Source organism: Ralstonia sp. R-29 (assembly GCF_049913345.1).
Taxonomy (GTDB): domain Bacteria; phylum Pseudomonadota; class Gammaproteobacteria; order Burkholderiales; family Burkholderiaceae; genus Ralstonia.
The window spans coordinates 488345-507633 of sequence record NZ_CP184377.1; the positions used below are offsets into that span (position 1 = coordinate 488345).

At 65.2% G+C, this 19289-nt stretch carries 15 protein-coding genes; all 15 read right to left on the bottom strand.

Features of this window, described 5'->3' with window-relative positions:
* Positions 1–27: 27 nt before the first annotated feature.
* The 15 genes from ACN9M1_RS02335 to ACN9M1_RS02405 all read right to left on the bottom strand — a co-directional run bounded on the left by ACN9M1_RS02335 (position 28) and on the right by ACN9M1_RS02405 (position 18920).
* The gene (locus ACN9M1_RS02335) at positions 28–921 is read right to left on the bottom strand and encodes an HlyC/CorC family transporter (RefSeq protein WP_426397052.1); all 894 of its coding nucleotides are present in this window, start codon (positions 919–921) and stop codon (positions 28–30) included.
* 107 nt (positions 922–1028) lie between these two features.
* Complete coding sequence (locus ACN9M1_RS02340) at positions 1029–1559, bottom strand: hypothetical protein (RefSeq protein ID WP_426397054.1); 531 nt, start codon at positions 1557–1559, stop codon at positions 1029–1031.
* 1073 nt (positions 1560–2632) lie between these two features.
* On the bottom strand, positions 2633–3451 hold the full coding sequence (gene ybeY / locus ACN9M1_RS02345) for an rRNA maturation RNase YbeY (RefSeq protein WP_426397055.1): 819 nt from the start codon (positions 3449–3451) through the stop codon (positions 2633–2635).
* Positions 3452–3453: 2 nt separating this feature from the next.
* A complete protein-coding gene (locus ACN9M1_RS02350; protein WP_426397057.1) occupies positions 3454–4446 on the bottom strand; it encodes a PhoH family protein in 993 nt (330 codons plus the stop codon).
* Between the two features lie 21 nt (positions 4447–4467).
* The gene (gene miaB / locus ACN9M1_RS02355) at positions 4468–5835 is read right to left on the bottom strand and encodes a tRNA (N6-isopentenyl adenosine(37)-C2)-methylthiotransferase MiaB (RefSeq protein ID WP_426397058.1); all 1368 of its coding nucleotides are present in this window, start codon (positions 5833–5835) and stop codon (positions 4468–4470) included.
* 57 nt (positions 5836–5892) lie between these two features.
* Positions 5893–6294: a hypothetical protein gene (locus ACN9M1_RS02360; RefSeq protein WP_426397060.1), complete on the bottom strand. Its 402-nt coding sequence runs from the start codon at positions 6292–6294 to the stop codon at positions 5893–5895.
* Between the two features lie 99 nt (positions 6295–6393).
* Positions 6394–7392: an NAD(P)/FAD-dependent oxidoreductase gene (locus ACN9M1_RS02365; protein WP_426397062.1), complete on the bottom strand. Its 999-nt coding sequence runs from the start codon at positions 7390–7392 to the stop codon at positions 6394–6396.
* A 128-nt stretch (positions 7393–7520) separates the two neighbouring features.
* Positions 7521–8441 carry an OmpW/AlkL family protein gene (locus ACN9M1_RS02370; RefSeq protein WP_426397063.1) on the bottom strand — a complete coding sequence of 307 codons (921 nt, stop codon included), beginning with the start codon at positions 8439–8441 and terminating at the stop codon, positions 7521–7523.
* Between the two features lie 361 nt (positions 8442–8802).
* Positions 8803–9705 (bottom strand): DUF1571 domain-containing protein, encoded by a 903-nt coding sequence (locus ACN9M1_RS02375; RefSeq protein WP_426397064.1) that lies wholly within the window; start codon positions 9703–9705, stop codon positions 8803–8805.
* A gap of 21 nt (positions 9706–9726) precedes the next feature.
* Positions 9727–11469: an AMP-binding protein gene (locus tag ACN9M1_RS02380; RefSeq protein WP_426397065.1), complete on the bottom strand. Its 1743-nt coding sequence runs from the start codon at positions 11467–11469 to the stop codon at positions 9727–9729.
* A gap of 96 nt (positions 11470–11565) precedes the next feature.
* Positions 11566–12885: an acetyl-CoA C-acetyltransferase gene (locus ACN9M1_RS02385; protein ID WP_426397067.1), complete on the bottom strand. Its 1320-nt coding sequence runs from the start codon at positions 12883–12885 to the stop codon at positions 11566–11568.
* Between the two features lie 4 nt (positions 12886–12889).
* A complete protein-coding gene (locus ACN9M1_RS02390) occupies positions 12890–13801 on the bottom strand; it encodes a MaoC/PaaZ C-terminal domain-containing protein (protein WP_426397069.1) in 912 nt (303 codons plus the stop codon).
* 7 nt (positions 13802–13808) lie between these two features.
* A complete protein-coding gene (locus ACN9M1_RS02395) occupies positions 13809–15221 on the bottom strand; it encodes a 3-oxoacyl-ACP reductase (protein WP_426397071.1) in 1413 nt (470 codons plus the stop codon).
* Positions 15222–15239: 18 nt separating this feature from the next.
* Complete coding sequence (locus ACN9M1_RS02400; protein WP_426397073.1) at positions 15240–17750, bottom strand: acyl-CoA dehydrogenase; 2511 nt, start codon at positions 17748–17750, stop codon at positions 15240–15242.
* Positions 17751–17864: 114 nt separating this feature from the next.
* The gene (locus ACN9M1_RS02405; protein ID WP_426397074.1) at positions 17865–18920 is read right to left on the bottom strand and encodes a TetR/AcrR family transcriptional regulator; all 1056 of its coding nucleotides are present in this window, start codon (positions 18918–18920) and stop codon (positions 17865–17867) included.
* Positions 18921–19289: the final 369 nt, after the last annotated feature.

Genomic DNA, 19289 nt, shown 5'->3' on the forward strand with positions numbered 1-19289 from the left:
GAAGAGAACTGAGCAGGCACGGAAGAATCAGGCGGGGTGAGAACCGGAAGTGTCAGCGACGGCATTGCCGCCGGCCGGCGAGGTGATACGGCGTACCAGCAGCACCTGCACCTGGCGTGCATCGGCGCGCAACACGTCGAATTGCAGCGCACCCATGACGATCTTCTCGCCACGGTGCGGCACGCGGCCCAGGTGGTTGGACAGCAGCCCGCCAATCGTGTCGACGTCTTCGTCGGAGAACTGCGTCCCGAAGGCTTCGTTGAACTGCTCGATCTCGGTCAGGCCGCGCACGCGCATGTGGCCATCGGCGGTCGCGAGGATGTTGTCCTCTTCCTCTTCGATGTCGTACTCGTCTTCGATGTCGCCGACGATTTGCTCCAGCACGTCTTCAATCGTGATGAGGCCGGCCACGCCGCCGTATTCGTCGACGACGATGGCGATGTGGTTGCGGTTGACGCGAAAGTCGCGCAACAGCACGTTCAGGCGCTTCGATTCGGGGATGAACACGGCCGGGCGCAGCATGTCGCGCACGTCGAAGTCTTCATCGGTATAGAAACGCAACAAATCCTTGGCCAGCAGGATGCCGATGATGTTGTCACGGCTGCCTTCGTAGACGGGGAAACGCGAATGCGCAGCTTCCTGTACGAAGGGGATGAATTCGGATGGCGCGTCGGCGATGTTCAGCGCGTCCATTTGGGCGCGCGGGATCATGATGTCGCGCGCGCACAGGTCCGAGACCTGGAAGACGCCTTCGATCATCGACAGGGAGTCGGCGTCGATCAGGTTGCGCGCATGGGCGTCTTGGAGGATTTCGAGCAGCTCGGCCCGCGATTCGGGCTCGGGCGAGATGAGGTCGGTCAGGCGTTCCAGCAGCGAGCGGGGTTTGTCGGCTGGCTTCGGACTGGGATACGGATCATTCATGGCGCGGTCGCGCGTCGTTAAACATCGGGCCAGCATACACCAAAAGATTGGCGGTCCAGATGACGCCGGGCGAGCCCCGGGCCACCTGAAGTGAATGACGCTGCACTTCAGGTGGCCGGCTCGGGCGGCATGGCTGGGGCGCGCTGCCGAAGGGGGTAACGGTCAGTCGCTGCCGTCCTTGCCGCCTGGGTGATGGTGATCGTCGTTGCCGGGAGGTCCGCCGTTCTCGTCACCGTGGTGGTCGTTGTCGCCATGGTGGTGAGCGCCGGGGTCATCACCGCCGCCTCGGTCGTCGTGGCCGTGGTCTTTGTCGTGGTCGGTGCTACCGCCGCGGTCGTGATGGCCATGGTCGTTGTCATGGTGGCCGTCGCCGCCACGATCATGGTCGCCTTGGTGCCCGTGGTTGCCATCGTGATCGCCGTGGCCGTTGCCGTGGTGACCATCGCCACCGTGGTCATGGTCGCCACCGTGCGGGCCGTGGTGATTGCCATGGTCGCCACCTCCGCCATGGTCATGGTCGCCATCGCCGCCGCGGTCGTGATCGCCGCCATGATGTCCACCGTGGTGGCCGTCATGGTCGTGATCGTGGTCATGATCGTGATGCCCGCCGTGATGATGACCACCATGGTCACCGCCATGGCAGCTTCCGCAGGGCGACGGGGTTGGGGCCGGGCTGGGCGTCGGTGTTGGTGTTGGAGTCGGAGTCGGAGTCGGGCTAGGGCCGGGGCTAGGGCTAGGGCTAGGGCTAGGGCTAGGGCTAGGGCTAGGGCTAGGACTCGGCGACTTGCCTGGCGTCGGAGCGGGGGCTGGTGCGTTGTTGTTCGTGGGCGGTGGCGGCGTGATGTTGTTGGCTGGGGTGGTTGCAGGCGTCACGGCGGGGTCCTGCGTGTTGCGGTGGTAGCGGCCCAGCGTGCTGGCGCCGGCGTAGGCTGTCCAGCGGCCGGCGATCTCCGTGTCTACGCCGCCTAGCCAATGGTTGCCCGTGACGCCGACGCCCACCAGGGGCTTGCCGCTCGCGAAATCGTATCCGCCGCCGATCAGCGCCTGCACGCTGGTGCTGCCGACCACGGCCTGCACACGCGGCCGGATCGTGCCTTGCGCGATCATGAGGTTCACTTCGGCGCCGACCACGTTGTTGCTGTCGGACACATTGACGGTGCGACAACCCATCACCGCACCCGGGTGCCATGCACCGTCAAACACGACGACGATGCCCGCATAACACGACTGCTTGTGATCCGCATGCGCGATGCGCGGCGCGACCGCGAGCGCAGTGCCGACACCCACGCCGACGAGCAGCGTGGTCCATGGAATGCTGTCCATGAAGCGTTGACGCATGATGACCTCCCCGCGGGGCCGTGCCCGTCTGTGCGTGGGTTGGCCCATGGCGCTCGTTTGCGCCGACGTTCGTTGAGCTCGCTCGAGCGGCGGCTTATGCGTGGAGGATAGAAATCGCTACGGCAAAACCCATGCGCCGTATGGACAGTGGTGCGAGTGCCGGATGGCCGGCCACCGGTGCGCCGTGCATGCGCGGTTTGACCGGCGCGGCCATGCGCCGAATGGCGGAGGAAATCCTGTAAACCTTTGTGGGGATTGGGTCTGCGGTTAAGCAGGTTGATTCAGCGTTGAAACGGCTTGCTGCAGAAATGGAACACGCAACAAGCAAAACGCCGGCGCGAGGCCGGCGTTAAGCATGCGGGACGGTGCTTCTTTATCGATCCGCGTATGGATCGGCAAAACCGAGCTCGCCGAGGATCTGCGTTTCGATGCCTTCCATCTCTTCGGCATCGGCCGGCTCTTCATGGTCGTAGCCTTGCGCATGCAGCGCGCCGTGCACGATCAGGTGTGCGTAGTGTGCGAGCAGCGGCTTCTTCTGTTCCTTCGCTTCCTTCTCGACCACCGGGCAGCACAGCACGACGTCGGCCGAGACGGGGTCGTCTTCCTTCTCTGCGTACGAGAAGGTCAGCACATTGGTGGCGTAGTCCTTGCCGCGATACGTGCGGTTGAGCGTGCGGCCTTCTTCCTCGCCGACGAAGCGTACGTTCAGCTGCGCATCGGCAAACAGTGCGGGGGCGATCCACGCTTCGATGTCCTGCTCTTTCGGCAGAGCCTTGCGCGCGGCAGCCTTCAACTCGTCGCCGTACTGCACGGTCAGGTCGAGCGTGAGCATTTCCGCGTCGTCGAAGGCCTCGGCGCCGTGGTTCCAGAACGTGTCGTCGAGGTCTTCAGTGCGCTCCGTTTGCACCGGCTCGGCTTCAACACGAAGCGTGACGCTGTCGTGGTGCTCCGGGCGCAACGACAGCATGGCGTTCGTGTTGGTGTCCGAATGCTCGGCGACGAGGGTGATGGCGCCGTCCGCAGTGTCGGGCACGCTGATGATCAGACTGCGGCCATCGGCAAAGGCGATGCGCACGGCGCTGGCATCCACCGTCTTGGGTTTGCCCTTGGCGTCGAATACGTCGACGCGCGGGCCGAACGAATCGGCGGCTTCGGGTTGGGTCTTCTTGGCTTTGGTTTTAGCTTTGGCCACGTTCAGGCGTCCTTGTGCTGTGCATGGAATTCGTCATAAGCCTCGACGATGCGCGCCACCAGCGGGTGCCGCACCACGTCGACGCTGGTAAAGCGTGTCATCGCCACACCGCGCACGTCACGCAGCACGTGCTGCGCTTCGATCAGGCCGCTCTTCTGGCCGCGCGGCAAATCGATCTGCGTCGTGTCGCCGGTAATCACCGCCTTGGAGCCGAAGCCGATCCGCGTGAGGAACATCTTCATCTGTTCCGGCGTGGTGTTCTGGGCTTCGTCCAGGATGATGAAGGCGTGATTGAGCGTGCGCCCGCGCATGTACGCAAGCGGTGCAATCTCGATCATCTGGCGCTCGAACATCTTCTGCGTCTTGTCGAAGCCGAGCAGGTCGTACAGCGCGTCGTACAGCGGGCGCAGGTAGGGGTCGACCTTCTGTGCAAGGTCACCGGGCAGGAAGCCGAGGCGCTCGCCCGCTTCCACGGCGGGGCGTGTCAGCACGATGCGCTTGATGGCGTCGCGCTCGAGCGCATCGACCGCGCAGGCGACCGCCAGGTACGTCTTGCCCGTACCCGCCGGGCCGATGCCGAACGACAGGTCGTGCGAGAGGATGCTGCGCAGGTATTCGCGCTGCATCGGCGTGCGGCCATGCAGATCGGTACGCCGCGTGTGCAATACCGGCGACAGGTCGTTGCCATCGGGCACGTCGGTGCTCGATTCCGGCAGGTAGGCGCCATGTGCGGCCACCTGGCGGGTCTCCACTAGGCCGAGCTGGATGTCGTCCACCGACAGCGGATCACGAGCGGCGTTGTAGAACGTTTCCAGCGCATTGGCCGCGCCTTGTGCGTTGGCACCGCGCACGGTGAACTTGCTGCCGCGCCGGCTGATGGTCACGTCCAGTGCCTGCTCGATCTGGCGCAGGTTTTCATCCAGCGGCCCGCACAGGTTCTGCAGGCGTGCGTTGTCGTTCTTGGGCGCGGTGAATTCAGCGGTGGTCGGTTTCATCCAATCCGTCTGTGTTGATGATCAGTGGGTCACGCGGTTGTCATCGGCGACAACCTCACCGCGCAGCGAATGCGGGAACGCGTGCACGATGCGCACGTCGAGCATCTGGCCGATGAGTTGATCGCGGCGCGCTTGCGGCAACTCGGGCAGGGCGAAGTTGACGACGCGGTTGTTCTCGGTGCGGCCATGCAGCTCGGTCGGGTCCTTGCGCGATGGGCCTTCGACCAGAATGCGCTGCACGCTGCCGACCATGCCCTGGCTGATGCGCACGACGTTCTCTTCAATGGTCGCCTGCAAATGTTTCAGGCGTTCGAGCTTCACCGCCTGCGGCGTGTCGTCGGGCAGGTTGGCGGCCGGCGTGCCGGGGCGCGGGCTGTAGATGAAGCTGAACGAGGTGTCGTAGCCGATCTCGTGAATCAGGTCCATCGTCTTGGCGAAGTCCGCATCGGTTTCGCCCGGGAAGCCGACGATGAAGTCGGTGGCAATTGAGATGTTCGGCCGGATTGTGCGCAGCTTGCGGATGCTGCTCTTGTATTCGAGCACTGTGTAGCCGCGTTTCATGGCCATCAGGATGCGGTCGGAGCCGTGCTGCACAGGCAGGTGCAGGTGATCGACCAGCTTCGGGTTGGTGGCGTACGCCTCGATCAGGCGCGAGCTGAATTCCTTTGGGTGGCTGGTCGTGTAGCGGATGCGCTCGATGCCGGGAATCTCGGCCACGTATTCCAGCAGCAGCGCGAAGTCCGCACGCTCGCTGGTGTCGCCCATCCTGCCGATGTAGGCGTTGACGTTCTGCCCGAGCAGCGTGACTTCACGCACGCCCTGTTCGGCCAGGCCAGCCACTTCGGCCAGCACGTCGTCGAACGGGCGCGAGACTTCTTCGCCACGGGTATAAGGCACCACGCAGTAGCTGCAGTACTTCGAGCAGCCTTCCATGATCGACACGAAAGCGCTGGCGCCATCCACGCGCGCGGGCGGCAGGTGGTCGAACTTCTCGATCTCGGGGAAGGACACGTCGACCTGCGAGCGGCCCGTGCGGCGGCGCGCTGCGATCAGGTCGGGCAGGCGGTGCAGCGTCTGCGGGCCGAAGACGACGTCCACGTACGGCGCGCGCGCCACGATGGAAGCGCCTTCCTGGCTGGCCACGCACCCGCCCACGCCAACGACGAGGTCCGGCTTGAGGGCCTTGAGCGCTTTCACGCGGCCGAGTTCGGAGAACACCTTCTCCTGCGCCTTCTCGCGCACGGAGCACGTGTTGAAGAGGATCACGTCCGCATCTTCGGGCGTGTCGGTGGGGACGAGACCTTCAGCGGCATTGAGCACGTCGGACATCTTGTCCGAGTCGTACTCGTTCATCTGGCAGCCGTAGGTTTTGATGAAGACTTTTTTCATGTGCCGTTCACAGTGGTTGACCTGGGGGCACGTGCTTCGTGGGGCGTTCTGTCTTGACTACTGGGACTGGGCTTGCGCGGCGACTGCGGCGTTGTAGTCGTCATCGCTGACAACCCATGCCGTCAGCAACTGCCGATACAGGTCGAGCTGATAGCGCACCTTGAACGTCTGGCCGACCACCGAAGCGGGCGGCAGCAGGCGCCCGTCCAGCGACAGGATCCGCACACCCGGGGCGAAGTTGATATCCGCGCTGCTGCTGGTCAGGCCAAGCAGCAGGATGCGGACTACGCCGGTGCTGCCGGTACTCAGCGTGCCGGTGTTGGCCGAATTGACGGTCAACTGGGCTGCCGGAGCGTTCGCCGGAATATTGCGCAGCACCTGCGCATGGGCGGACAGCATTGGCACCGATGCCGCAACGGCGGCAAAGGCTAGGGCGAGGACTTGGCGTCGGGTGCGCATGGCGTCGTCAGAGGAAAGCCACGCCGGGTGAGCGACCCGGCACACGAAACACGAGACAACCCGACATTGTAACGCCCGGTGGCGCGCGATGGCGTTTCCTCACAGCGATTCCGCGATCTTTGCGGCCAGCGCCACACCGCTGAGGAAGGCGGCTTCCACGCGGGGGCCTTCGCACCAGTCACCACAGGCGCCCAGGCGGGCGGCGCCGTCCCAATGGCAGGGCAGGCCGACGGCTTGTTCCACCAGCGCATGCGGCCACAGGTGCGCGGCCATGAGGTCGGGCTCGGGCGTGCCGGGGAAGGCTTCGGCAAAGCGGGCGTGCATGGCGTGCAGCGCCTGCTCGGGCGTGTCGTTGGCGTGTGCAGCAGACCAAGCGGGCGACGCATGCACCACCCACGACTCGTCGACCATCACGCGGCCGGGCTTGGCGCTGTCGCGCGCGGCCCAGGCGAGCATGTCGTCGTCGATGCGGATGCCGTCGTAAGGGAGGTCGAGCGGTTGCGCAAAGCCCATCATCAGCGCCCAGCACGGGGCGTAGCGCACTGGGGCAATCGTCTCTTGCAGCGAGGCTGGTGCCGTACCATGGAAGAGCGCCGGCAGTTCGGGCGCGGGTAAGGCCAGGGCGAGGATGTCGGCGTGTTCGGTGCCGGCGCCGTTGCGCTCGATCGTCCAGCGCCGGCCCTCGTGCGCAATGTGCGTGACGGCGTGGCCAAAGCGCACGTCCAGCGGCGTGGCGAGGCTGCGCACCAGTGCGCCCATGCCGGGCAGGCCGACGTAGCGGGTTTCGTCACGCGTATCGGCCTGCAAGGTGTCGGCGGTGCGGTGCCCCCAGCGCGCGGGCCATGGCAGGACGGAGCCTTGTCGCCCGGCAGCATCCACCGCGCGGCGGAAGGCCTCGCTGCGCACGTTGAACGACTGCGCGCCATGGTCGAACGCATACGCCGGGGCACCCTCGGGCAACACCGTGGTCGCCAGCCGGCCACCCACGCCACCCGCGCGCTCGTAGACGGTGGAAGCGATGCCTTCCGCGGCAAGCGCGTTGGCACAGGCAACACCGGCAATGCCGGCTCCGACGATGGCGATGGAAGGCTGGGTCATGGGCGAGGTGGGTTAAGCGGGCGAGGGATGGGTCAGCAGAATCCCGCCATCATATCGACTCTATTGCGCCATGCCCCAATGAAAAACGCCACCCGGAGGTGGCGTTTGCGATTGAGCAACCCGGCGGCTCAGAACTTGTAGCCGATCGCCAATCCAAACACGAGCGGGTCGACCTTGATGTCGGTCTTGTTGGTGGCCAGCACCTGACCCTGTTGGCTGCGGATCGTGATGGTCGACGTGGTCTTCAGCGGCAGGTACGACACCGTGCCGATGGCGGACCAGTTCTTGGCGAACTCATACGACACGCCGACGCTGGCCACCGGCGTCCAGGAACTGGAGGTCTCGGCCGTCACCTTGGCCGGGCCGGTCGGCACCTGGCCCATGCCAAGTTGCAGCACCTGCCCCAGGTTCTGCATGGCGTTCACGAAGTTGGAGTTCAGGCGCAGGTTGGTGAAGAAGTTGTAGCTGACGCCGCCACCGACGAACGGACGGACCTTGCTCTCCTTGGTGCCGAAGTAGTACTGCGCGACGATCGTCGGGCTCCACTCGCGCACCGTGGCAACCGGGTTGTTTTGCGGCAGGCCCAGGTTGATCAGCGTCAGCGGTCCGATCACCGGCACCGGCGCGATCACGTTGCCGCTGCCGTACAGGTTGAACTTGGGCGGCACGCCACCCACGAAGGTCCCGGCGATGTTGTCGTTGAAGAAGTGCGTGAACGTGACCGACAGCGTGTTGGCGTTGCTGACCTTCACATCGGTGCCCGGCGACTGGTACGTGCCCAGACCCAGGGCGCTGGTCGTGGTGGTCAGCGGCGTGGCCGAATCCATCGGGCGGATGTAGAACCAGCCCACCGCCATGACGTTACGGCCCCAGACGTAGTCGTCCATGAATTGCCCGAATCCGCCGCCACTGGAGCTGCCCGAGCCGGTGCTGGCGCTTGCAGCAACGTTGGACTCTGCGGTGGATTGCGCGTGCGCAGCGGAGGCTGCGAGGGTGCTGACAGCGGCGCAGGCGAGGGCTGCGGCAAAGCGGCGGGCAGTGCGGTTCATGTGGTTGTCTCTCTGGATGGAATTGTTATTTCGCCTAGTCCGCTGAATCACTGAAATGGGAGGGGCAGGACATGCCATGCGGGATGCAGCGCTAGGCGCAAAGCGCAGCAATAGCTGGCTATTGCGAGCATTTGCAACAACGCGATGCGCCCGTATGGCGTGGCAAGCACCGACCAATTTCAGTGATTCAGTGGACTGGTGTGGCGATTTGTGTTTCCGCAGCATAACGCAGCGATTTCTCTGCGTTCGTTGAAGCTTTCCTCTAGCTGGTACGCACGCCACAAGGGTTTCCCCTAGGCGTGTTTGATACCGATCGCCCAAGCGGCGGAGCCTTGGTGCACAACGGTCTACGGGTGGGGCTTTAAAACTTGTATTCCGGGTTCTTTGGGTTGAAGGTTTGGTCGTTCCAGGTCTTGCGCGTCACGCTTTCAATGGCAATTTTTTCAAGCGGGTTGCCTGATGCATCCCATGATTCTTCAACACGGACCCACGGGTTTTTGAGGTCAAAAAACAGCCGTACTCGCTTGGCGTAAAACGCCGGTGGCCCGGTGGGCGAATCCCAGGTCAGGGCCAGCATGCGCTCACCGCTTTCGGTCACCACGCGGGCGTCGTTGAACTTGCCGGTCTCGCCGGCGGCAACGTGGGCGCGGCCATCGCGTTCGACCGCATCGACAATGAACTGCAGCCCCAGCTCGCGCGCGGTGTGGTTTGACTGCGATTTGGCGAGCTGCCCGTCGAGCGCGCTCCAGATGGCCGCAAAGCCGAAGACGCCGCCCAGGTGGCCGTACATCTCGTCTTTGCGCACGGTTTCGTCGTAGATGATTTCCTGGCCCGCGTGTGCACCGCCTTTGAGCCAGCGCGCATAGACCTGGCGCGGCGCGTGGCGGTAGCGCACCAGCATGAGCGACGGCTGGCTTTGCCATTGGTCCTTCACGCGCTCCTGGCGGCGCATGCGGTATTCGTATTCCGGCAGGTTGGCGACCTCGGCCTTGAGCCAGCGCACCAGCGTTTCGGGCTTCATGGCTTGTGCCATGGCGAGGATGTCGTCGTCAGCCCAGTTAGCGAATGCGTTGGCGTGGACCTCCGTGCCGAGCCACGCCGCCTGTCTGCTGACGTCCATGGCGGCAAAGGCTGCAATGGCGACGGACTGCGAAGCCGGCGCCGCCACCGAAGATGCAACGGGTGCGGAGCCATCCGAGGTCTGGGCCCAGCTTGGGGCGCAGCAAGCCAGCGCCGTCATCAGGGCAACAGTGCGTGCACGCATGCGAGTCTCCTAATCGGCGCGCTATTGCGGTACCTGTGCCGCGCGGGCGCGCTGGATGTCCGGATCGGCATCGCGCAGTTCGCGCCGAAGGATCTTGCCCACCGTCGACTTGGGCAGCTCCTCGTGGCGGAACTCGACGATGCGCGGCATCTTGTAGCCGGTCAGATGCGCGCGGCAGTGTTCGAGCAGTGCGGCTTCCGTCAATGCACTGGTGCGGGGTACCACGATGATCTTCACGCGCTCGCCCGCCACCGGGTCAGGCACGCCAATGGCGGCCACCTCCAGCACCTCGGGGTGTAGCGCCACCACATCTTCGATCTCGTTCGGATACACGTTGAAGCCCGAGACGAGGATCATGTCCTTCTTGCGGTCGATCAGGCGGATGTAGCCGTTGGCGTCCATCACGCCGATATCGCCGGTGGAGAACCAGCCATCCGCATCGATGGCCTTGGCGGTTTCCTCCGGGCGCTGCCAGTAGCCACGCATGACCTGGGGGCCGCGCACCTGCAATTCGCCGGGCTCGCCCAGGGGGGCGATGGTGCCGTCGTCGCGTTTGAAACGCACTTCGGTGGAGGGCGCCGGCAAGCCAATCGTGCCGCTGAATTCGGTAATGTTCGGCGGGTTCATCGACACCACGGGCGAGCATTCCGTCAGCCCATACCCTTCCACGATGGTGTGGCCAGTCACCTTCTTCCAGCGCTCCGCAATGGCACGCTGTACCGCCATGCCGCCGCCGATGGTGATCTTCATCGCAGAAAAATCGCGCTTGGCAAACTCGGGGTCTTCCAGCAGCAGATTGAACAGCGTGTTGACCCCCGCAATGCCCGAGAAGCGTTCTTTGCGCAAGATGAAGAGCACCCGCTTGGTGTCACGCGGATTGGCAATGAGGATGTTGCGCCCACCCATGGTCATGAACATCAGCAGATTCACCGTGAGCGAGAAGATGTGATACAGCGGCAACAGCGTGACGTTGGTCTCCGCGCCGCCGGTGAGCATGCTCTTGGACCATTCCTCTGCCTGCAGCAGGTTGGCGATGATGTTGCGGTGGGTGAGCATCGCGCCTTTGGCCACGCCAGTGGTGCCGCCGGTGTATTGCAGGAAGGCGATGTCTTCCGATGCCAGTTGCACCGGCTGCAGCGCACGGGCGCGCCCCGCGGCCAGCGCATCGCGCAGCCAGATCGGCGAGGGCAGCGTGTACGGCGGCACTTGCTTCTGTACATGCCGCATCACGAAGTTCAGCGCACGGCCTTTGACGTTGAGCGCGCCACCCATCAGGTCGCCAATGCCGGTGATGACGATGTTGCGCACTTGTGTGCCGGGCAGCGCTTGCTCCAGCGTGCGCGCAAAGTTTTCCAGCACGACGATGGTCTGCGCGCCGGAATCGCGCAGCTGGTGGGCCAGTTCCGGCACCGTGTACAGCGGGTTCACGTTGACGACGATGGCGCCGGCCAGCAACGTGCCGAACAGGCACACCGGATACTGCAGGCTGTTGGGCAGCATGATCGCCACGCGGTCGCCTTTCTTCACGCCACGCGATTGCAGCCATGCCGCGAAGTGCTTGGCCTGCTGTTCGCATTCGCCGTAGGTCATCTCCGTGCCGACGCTCACGTAAGCGACGCGCGTGCGGTACTTCTCCACCGATTCGCGAAACACTTCGGCCAGCGAGTGATAGCGGTCGGGGTTGATCTCCGCAGGTACGCCTTCGGGATACGACTTTAGCCAGATGCGGTCGGTCAGATTGTTGCGGTCGGCAACGGTGTTCATGGTGTCTCCGTCCATCGTCCGTTGAAACGGCATGCGGCTGGTTTCGTTATATGCCGCGCGGGTTCTTAAGCGGGCCGTTCCCGTGGGCCCGTGGGTTCAATGCGACATCTGTTCGGGCCTTTCCAGAATGGCGACGACGCCTTGCCCGCCCGCCGCGCAGATCGACACCAGCCCGCGCCCGCTGCCGCGTTGCGCCAGCATCTTGGCGAGTGTGGCGACGATGCGCCCGCCTGTGGCGGCAAACGGGTGGCCGGTGCCCAGCGAGCTGCCGTTTACGTTGAGCTTGGCTCGGTCGATGCTGCCCATCGGTGCGCTGCGGCCGAGTTTTTCTCGGCAGTACTCGGGCGATTCCCACGCGGCTAGCGTGCACAACACCTGGGCGGCGAAGGCTTCGTGGATCTCGTAGTAGTCGAAGTCCTGCAGCGTGAGGCCGGCACGTTGCAGCATGCGCGAAACGGCATAGGCCGGCGCCATCAGCAGCCCTTCGTTCTGCTCGGGTGTGCCGCTGAAGAAATCGACGGCGGCGGTATCCGCGCAGGTCATGTAGGCAAGCACCGGCAAGTTGTGCGCACGCGCCCAGTCTTCACTGGCGAGCAGCACGCACGAGGCGCCATCGGTGAGCGGTGTGGAATTGCCGGCCGTCATGGTGCCGGCGGCGCTGCGGTCGAACACCGGCTGCAACTTCGCCAGTTGCGCGATGGTGAGGTTGCTGCGCAGGTTGTTGTCGCGGTCCAGCCCGAGGTGGGCGGTCATCAGATCGATGAAGAAGCCGCGCTCGTAGGCGGCGGTGAGGTTCTGGTGGCTGCGCAGCGCGAGGGCGTCCTGGTCTTCGCGGCGGATGCCCCAGCGCTTGGCCATCAGTTCGCAGTGCTCGCCCATTGACAGGCCCGTGCGTGGCTCGCTGTTGCGGGGCAGCAGGGGCCGCACGAACATCGACGGCCGCAGCCCGGCCAGGGCCTTGATGCGCGCGCCGGTGGATTTGGCGCGATTGGCTTCCAGCAGGATCTTGCGCATCTTTTCGTTCAGCCCGACGGGCGCATCGGAGGTGGTATCCGTGCCGCCCGCAATGCCCACCTCAATCTGCCCGAGCGCAATCTTGTTGGCGACCAGGATGGCCGCTTCCAGCCCCGTGCCGCAGGCCTGTTGGACGTCATACGCGGGTGTTTGCTTGGCGAGCGTGGTGGACAGCACCGTCTCTCGCGCCAGGTTGAAATCGCGCGCGTGCTTGATGACGGCACCGGCCACCACTTCGTCCAGGCGTTGGCCATGCAAGTTGAAGCGGTCGATCAGGCCTTGCAGCGCTGCGGTCAGCATCTGCTGGTTCGACGCCGTGGCGTAGGCGGTATTCGAACGCGCGAACGGGATGCGGTTACCTCCGAGGATGGCGACGCGGCGCGGCTGCGCGTTGACGAGCATGGGTTCAGTCTCCGGTATTGGGTTGCGTCAGCGTGAGTACGCCACGCAGATAGGGTTTGTCGCCAGCCGCGTTGCGAACCTCAAATGCGCGCCCGGTGGCGGCTTCGTGGGCTTGCCAGAGCGTAGCGGCCCCCGGTAGGTGCAGCGGCGTCTTGAATTCCGCCACCACCTCGCTTTGCGTGAGCGGCGCGGCCGGCAGCAACGCGGCCAGTGCGCGCGCCTTGGTCCACATGCCATGCGCGATGGGGTGCGCAAAGCCGAACAGCTTTGCGCCGATGCTCGACACGTGGATGGGGTTCCAGTCGCCTGACACCTCTGCGTAGCGGCGGCCGGTGTCAGCGGGGACTTCCCAGTGACCATCGGGCGACAGGTCGGATATGGTCGGCAGCGCAATCAACGGCGCACCCTGCGGCGACGGCACGCCGACGCGCAGGTACGTCGACAGCGATTCCCACACTACCGTGCGCGCTTTGAGGATGGCCGTCTCAATGGCGAAGGCTTGCCCGCGCGCGTGCTGGAGCAGCCGGCGCGGGCGCACTTCCACGCGCACGCGTTCACCTGCCTCCAGGCGTTGATGCTGGCGGATCGTGTTGCACAGGTGCACGAGCCCGATCACCGGATACGGAAATGCCGACTCCGTCATCAGCATGAGTTGCAGCGGAAAACCCAGCAGATGCGGATACGTCATCGGCACCCCATGCGCAGGCGAGAAACCGCACACCGCCGCGTACTGCGCGATGTGCTCGGCGTCCAGCGGCACTTCCTGGCGCACCAGGGTATGACGTGGCAGCGGCCCGCCGCGCTTGCCCTTGCGCTGCGACAGCAGCGCACGCCATGCCAATGCCCCCGGCGACGGCGGCTCGGTCACGAGCGTCTGCGTTGCGGTCATCGGGCAGGACAGGGCCAGCGTGCGCATGGTCGTCTCAGGCTCCGAGCAGGCTCTGCCCGCACACGCGGACGATGTTGCCCGTGACGCCGTTGGATGCGGGATTTGCGAACCACGCAATCGTCTCGGCCACGTCGATGGGTTGGCCGCCCTGGCTCATGGCGTTCATGCGGCGGCCCGCCTCGCGGATGGCAAACGGCACGGCCGCCGTCATCTGCGTTTCGATAAAGCCCGGCGCGACGGCATTGATGGTGATGCCGCGTTCAGCCAGCAGCGGCGCGCTCGCTTGCACCAAGCCGATCACACCCGCCTTGGAGGTCGCGTAGTTGGTCTGCCCCAGGTTGCCTGCAATGCCGCTGATGGACGACACGCACACGATGGCACCGCCCGCATGCAGCGCATTGGCGGCGAGCAGGGCGTCGTTGATGCGCAACTGCGCGGTGAGGTTGATGTCGAGCACGCTGCGCCACGCAGGTTCGGCCATGCGGGCGATGGTCTTGTCGCGCGTGATACCGGCGTTGTGCACGAGGATGTCGATGCCGCCCAGCGCCGCGAGTTGCTGCGCGAGCAGCGCGGGGGTTTCCGGTGCGGCAACGTCATAGGCCAACGCTTCACCGCCGATTTCCTGCGCGACGGTGTTCAGGCTCTCTTGCGCGGCGGGCACGTCCAGGCACAACACGCGCGCACCATCCCGGGCCAGCACATGCGCAATCGCCGCGCCAATGCCGCGCGAGGCGCCAGTCACCAGCGCGGTACGCCCGGCCAGCGACTTCTGCCAATCCACGGACACCGGCGTTGCCGCACGCACGCGCACCACCTGCCCCGACACATACGCTGAACGCGCGGACAGCAGGAAGCGCAAGGTCGATGCAGCCACGTTCTCCGCGCCATCGGCCACGTAGACGAGTTGCGCCGTGCAGCCGCGCCGCACTTCCTTGCCCAGCGAGCGCGTCAGGCCTTCCAGCGCGCGTTGTGCAACCGCAGCTTCCGATGTCTTGCAGGCTTCCGGCGGGCGTCCAATCACGACGATGCGGCCGCAGCGACCGATGGCCCGCACGCCGTCGTGGAACACGTGGTACAGCGCGTCGAGTCCGTCGACTGAGACGATGCCCGTCGCGTCGACAACGATGCCGCCAATGCGGTCAAACGCATCGCCCTCCCTGCCCGTGGGCGCAACAAAGCGGCCTGTGATTTGCCCGTGCCGGTTGGCCACGCCGAGCCACTCCGGGTCGCTTTCATGAAAGCGCGTCGGCACGCCGATCTCGGCAAACAGCGCGGCGAGCGTCTCGCGCATCGCGCCGCCCGGTGCTGCGCCCACGAGAAAGGGCCCGACAAACTCCGGCTCCCCCGCGCGATAGCGGCGCAGCGGCACCGGCTGCGGCAGACCAAGATTGGCCGACAGCCATTTGCCGAAGCCGGAACCGACGAAATCGAGATACTTGTCTTGCATCGTTGTTGTTGTGGTTGATCAGGCTGCGCGGCGTTCTGCAGCTTGTAGTGCGTCCAATGCATCCTTGCGGCGCTGTAGGTCGGCCAGCAGGTTGAAGTCGGGCGGGAAGTCGTCCACGGCGACGGCGTGTTCGCCAAAGCGCGCGTAGTCGCACAGTTGCTTGCGCTCGGCTTCATCGATGAGGCCTTGTGCCACGGCTTGCGCCGTCCACGTTTCGAAATCGGGCAGGCTTTGCGGCACGGGCGGCAGCTTGCCTTCTCGGATGACGGGTTTCAAGCGTTGCTCGATGGCGTCGACCGCCGGTTGCAGGCGGAAGGCGGCTTCGCCGTAGGCAATCGGGTCGATATCGGGCGTGGGGCAATACGAATCGCTCAGCAGGCGGTCGCGCGCGGCACCGGGTGTCTGCATCAGTTCGGCCACTTGCGCGGCCAGTGCGTCAGACGGTTTTCGATACGGCGCACCGAACGGAAAAATCATCGTGCGCAGGAGGCCGGCGATGCCCGCGTTCGGGAAGTTCGCCAGCACGCCGTCGAGTGCGTCTTGCGCGCGCACCAACGCGTCCTGCACAGACCAGTGCACCAGTGGTGCGTCTTCCACCGGGCGGCCCTCGTCCTCAAAGCGCTTGAGCGCAGACGAAATTAGATACATCTGCGAAAGGATGTCGCCCAGCCGGCCGGTGATGCTCTCGCGGCGCTTGAGCGTGCCGCCCAGCGTGAACATCGATACGTCGGACAGCAGCGCCAGCGCGGTCGAGAAGCGGTTGACGGCCTGGTAGTAGCGCTGCATTTCGGGCGCCGCATTCGATGGTGCAGGTGCCACGCGCCCGCCCGACAGCGCATGCAGGAACGCCCGCACGAAGTTGCCCGCGATGAACGCGCCGTGGCCAAACAGCGCCGCATCGAATGCGCGCAGCGTCTCGGGCGAATCGGCACCTTGCGCGGCCGTCATCTCGCGCAGTACGTACGGATGGCAGCGGATCACACCCTGCCCGAAAATGATCAGGCAGCGCGTCATGATGTTCGCGCCTTCCACCGTAATCGCGATCGGCACCTGCTGATACGCACGTGCGAGAAAGTTGTTCGGCCCCATGCAGATGCCCTTGCCGCCCACGATGTCCATCGCATCGTTGACCACATCGCGCGCACGTTCGGTGACGTGATACTTGGCAATGGCGGAGATGACCGAAGGCTTCTCGCCCAGGTCCACGGCCAGCGCCGACAGGCGCCGCGCCGCATCCATCATGTACAGGTTGCCGCCCATGCGGCCGAGCGCTTCCTGAATGCCCTCGAACTTGCCGATGGGCGTGCGGAACTGGCGGCGCACTGCGGCATACGCACCGGTGCTGCGCACGGCAATCTTCGACAGCCCCACGTTGGACGACGGCAGCGAAATCGCCCGACCCGCCGCCAGGCATTCCATCAGCATGCGCCAGCCACGGCCCACTTGCGCCTGCCCGCCGATCACCCAGTCGATCGGGATGAACACGTCCTTGCCCCAGTTGGGGCCGTTCTGGAACACCGCGTTCAGCGGCCAATGCCGGCGGCCGATGTTCACGCCCGGATGCTTGGTCGGGATGAGCGCGCAGGTGATGCCGGGCTCCTTATCCCCGCCAAGCAGGCCATCCGGATCGACTGCGCGGAAAGCCAAGCCGAGCACCGTCGCAATCGGCCCGAGCGTGATGTAGCGCTTGCTCCAGGTCACGCGGAAGCCCAGCGTTTCGCGGCCCTCATGCATGCCGCGGCAGACCACGCCCACATCGGGAATGGCCGCAGCATCGGAGCCCGCATACGCGTTGGTCAGTGCAAAGCAGGGGATCTCTTCACCGCGGGCGAGGCGCGGCAGGTAGTGGTTCTTCTGCGCTTCGGTGCCGTAGTGCAGCAGCAGTTCAGCCGGCCCGAGCGAGTTGGGCACCATCACCGACACAGCAGCTGCAGAGCAGCGCGTCGACAACTTCATGATGACCTGCGAATGCGCATACGCCGAGAAGCCTTTGCCGCCGTATTCCTTCGGAATGATCATGCCGAGGAAGCCTGCGCGCTTGGCATAGGCCCACGCTTCGGGCGACATGTCCTGCCAGATCTGCGTGCTTTCCCAGTCGTTGGCGAGGTCGCAGAGTTTTTCGGTTTCGACGTCGAGGAACGACTGTTCTTCCGGCGACAAGCGCGGCTGTGGCGAAGAGAGCAGCCGCGACCAATTCGGCCGGCCGGAGAACAGCTCTGCATCCCACCAGACCGTGCCGGCTTCGATGGCGTCGCGTTCGGTTTGCGACATCTCCGGCATGATCTTGCGGAACATCGCCAGCACCCGGCGCGTGATGAGTGCGCGGCGAAGCGGTTTCAGCGTGAGCACGAGCGCGGGCAGCATCAAAAGGATGGCAAGTACCGTGGTCATCACAGGGCCGATCAGGCCGAGCCACGCGCCGGCCACCAGCCATACGCCGGTGGCGATCAGCCAGGCAAATGCCGAGGCTTCCAGGCTGGCGAGCCCGAGCGCGCCGATGCCAAGCAAGACGATCCAGATCGCCGTCATGAGGGTCTCCATTCGCTGCGTTCCTGCGCCGGATGTCTGGGACAAGCGGCGCTTGCCGAATGCCGGAGCGACTCCCGTGCCTGGGCGCGGGAGCGCCGCGCGGCGCCTGCGAGATCAGGCGCCGGGGCTACGCCAGGGGCGCATCGGGTTGGCCGGGAAGATCGCGCGGGCAGCATTGCTGCGCCGGATGGCCAGCGCCCGGGTGCGCGCGGTGGGTGCCGCGCCGTCGTCGCCATCGTCCGGGTGATCGTCGTCCGCATCCTCGCCGAGGTCGTCCTGCACATCAGCGGCGGCGCTGGCGCGGGCGCCGGGTGTGCGGCCGAACAGATCGCCGGAGAACGGCGAAGTGGTGGCGGGTGTCGTACCGCGTTCGGTGGCGCGGCCGTTGCCGTGTCCGGCTTGGCGCGTGGAGCCGCCGTGGCCGTTGCCTTCGCTGCCATTGGGCGCATCGTTGGCCTGCGCTGCGGGCGTGGGTGCCTGCGCTTCGGCCAGTTCGACCACCTGGTCCAGCGCGCCGGCCTCGCCCGGCAACGGGGCGTTGAGCGTGGCCACCACCAGTGCCGTGAGCCTCGCCAGCAGCGAGGCATCGGTCATCGGCTTGCCCTGCGTGAACATCGGCAAGAGGTTGTTGAGATCGTCGCCCGCCAGCACGCCCGCGAGCGCCTTGAGCGAGAAGTGCAGGCGCCAGCCGAGCTCAGCGCGTGGGACATGCGGCAGCGCGGCTGAGAACGCCTCGAAGAATCGACCGAACACCGGCGCGTAATGCCCGAGCAGATAGTTCTGCACGAACGGCGAGGTGTCGGAATACACGCGCCCCATCAGACGCAGGAAGGCGGGGCCGCCGGTGTCCGGGTTGCGCGCCATCTGCAGCGCGGGCACGAACAGCGCGCCGAGCACGTGGTCGCACGTGAGCTGCTCCTTGGTCCAGCGCTCTTCGCAAGCGGTGAGCAGCGCCAGGCGGCGCGTATTGAGCGGATCGAGCCGGCGCCCAAGCACCGACTGCATCAACGCCTCCTTGCTGCCGAAGTGATAGTTGACCGCTGCCAGATTGACCTTGGCGCGCGCCGTGATCTGCCGCAACGACATCGCCTCGTAGCCGAACTCGATGAACAGCAGTTCGGTGGCCTCAAGAATGCGGCCCTTGGTGTCTCCTGCTCCAGGACGTCCCATGTCTCCAACCTCGTTTTTTTGGTCCGATATCGGCGTGGATTGCTGCATTGCAGCGCTCGAACGAACGATTCAAACATGTGTATTTGTGTTGCCAGGGCATGTTAGGAACAGACGTTTGAAAACGCCAAGCGAGCAATTCGAGCGAAGCCTCTAGAGATAGGGGATTTGCCCAGGAGTGGCTCTTTCCTATTGAGATGGGGGGTGAGTGGGCGCAAACATCGAGACCGCTAAAGCCTTGTTTGCGTAGGCGCGGTCGGGTCCGCCAATCGGCTGAAGCGGCGCTTGAAGCGAACCAACGAGCACTGCGACGTTGTGTGCACATCGACTGTGGCTCGGGGCGCGCTGCCTTCGACTTGGCGCGCACGAACG